The sequence below is a fragment of the Micromonospora sp. GCM10011541 genome (genome assembly GCF_042650725.1).
Taxonomy (GTDB): domain Bacteria; phylum Actinomycetota; class Actinomycetes; order Mycobacteriales; family Micromonosporaceae; genus Micromonospora; species Micromonospora sicca.
Genome location: NZ_JBHSBP010000067.1, coordinates 1 through 1,558, shown reverse-complemented (window position 1 = coordinate 1,558; position 1,558 = coordinate 1). Strand labels below are relative to the sequence as shown.

2 protein-coding genes are annotated in these 1,558 nt (G+C 66.0%); one reads left to right on the top strand and one right to left on the bottom strand.

Annotation, left to right across the window (positions count from 1 at the left end; translation table 11 throughout):
* The first annotated feature begins 68 nt into the window (after positions 1–68).
* Positions 69–305: a hypothetical protein gene (locus ACFOYX_RS27685; protein WP_322444141.1), complete on the top strand. Its 237-nt coding sequence runs from the start codon at positions 69–71 to the stop codon at positions 303–305.
* Between the two features lie 576 nt (positions 306–881).
* On the opposite strand, the gene ACFOYX_RS27680 is transcribed toward ACFOYX_RS27685, so the two are convergent.
* Positions 882–1,466, bottom strand: a complete 585-nt coding sequence (locus ACFOYX_RS27680; RefSeq protein ID WP_322444140.1) for a hypothetical protein — start codon at positions 1,464–1,466, stop codon at positions 882–884.
* Positions 1,467–1,558 lie beyond the last annotated feature (92 nt).

Genomic DNA, 1,558 nt, shown 5'->3' with positions numbered 1-1,558 from the left:
CTCTCCACCTCACCCATTTCGAATACCGATACCTACCGGATTCTTGTTGAGATCACGTCAATGGCCTCGTGCCTAAGCCCTTCACCCCCTCACTTCTCTACTACCTGCGGTTCCCCATGTGGCTCTTCATGTTGCCCGTGCTGCTGTTCGCCGGTGTTCCTGTCCTACTGTTGGCCGGCCACGGCGAGTTTGGCGCAGCTTCACTGGTCTTGATCAGCAACGTCTACGCGATCATCCTCGGCCGCCTGCTCCTCGCTAGAAACCTTCTCGGGAAGGGAAGGGTGAAGCCCGAGGACTTAGCCTGAACGCTTCACCAACTCGCCCCCCCTGCGCTGGCTCCCTTCCGCAACCACCCACGGACCGCGACCCGCCGACGGAGCCCCGGCCATCCTGGAGCCGGAGCGCCCCCGCCGGAGGCGCAGTAGCCGCAACCCCGCGACCGCCGCCAGCTCGCCGACGCGGCCGGCGTCCGCTCCCCCACGCCGCGCGGGCTCGTGGCCGCGCGGCCCGGCCGGCTGCCGGCCCACCACCCCACTGGTCAACGGCCTGTCGTTCTGCGGCGGCCCTCCGGGCTCCCCGCTGTCCGCGCCAGCCGCCGGGCGTCAGGGGCGACGGCCGCAGAGCGTCAGCGGCAGCGGCCGGCGCGCGCCCAGGCGGCGGCGCGTGCGGCCCGTTGCGGGCCGCCTTGAAGACGTACAGAAACTTTGAACAACAACGCCGGCAGCCGGCTGCCTGGTCTCGCATGATGCTTGACGCTTCGGCCTCGCCTGATGCTTTACGTGGTCACGGCGAGACTGGCAACCCACGTCTGCGCGGACTGGCCGTCATGCCGCCCGGCAACACGTCCGCTCGTGGCGCTAAAGGTCGCCGATACGTTGCACCTACGTTTCGATGGCCGCGAGCTCACGTAGCCTGTCGGCAACGATCATGGCTGTTTCGTTGTCGTGGCCGACGCGACGGTCGAGGCTGTGATCGCCGAGGATCGCTTGCGCAAGCGCGGCGAGCTCGGACGCGGGTAACGTCGCCTGGCCTTTGTGGATCACCAGGTCAAGGCTCTTGCTCGATCGCTGATCGGTGGCCACCAGTGAAAGCCCGGTGATGTTGGCGTTGGCGGTGGGGCGCAACTCCACCTGGGCAGTGCGCAGATCGATGCGTCGGCGCAGCAGGATGCGTCGCTCGATGAGAACGGTGCCCTTGAGCCAAATCCTGGTTCTCGCCATCCGCAAGTACACCCAGGCCAGGGCGCCCACGACGTAGAGCACAACGCACATGATGACCACGAAGAAGATGAACGCGAGCACGTCGCCAAAGCCGAACTCGCCTTCCGCGAAGAACTGGGACATCGGCTTGATTGCAAGCCAGGCCATGCATGTGCCGATCGATGCCAAGATGATCCCCGCGGGTAGGGCGATGATCCTGCATCCCGTTGGCGCGCCCACGGACAGCCGCATGCGCTTCTTGCTCATGACATCTCGCCATACGCGATCACCCGGCACACATTGAGGTGATCTCAGCAAGGTTCGGCGGCCGAGTGGGGATGACACGGGCGTAACGTCCA

Bases quoted from the DNA above. Each gene is read 5' to 3' on its own strand.
- ACFOYX_RS27680 (WP_322444140.1), bottom strand. From the start codon at position 1,466: ATGAGCAAGAAGCGCATGCGGCTGTCCGTGGGCGCGCCAACGGGATGC.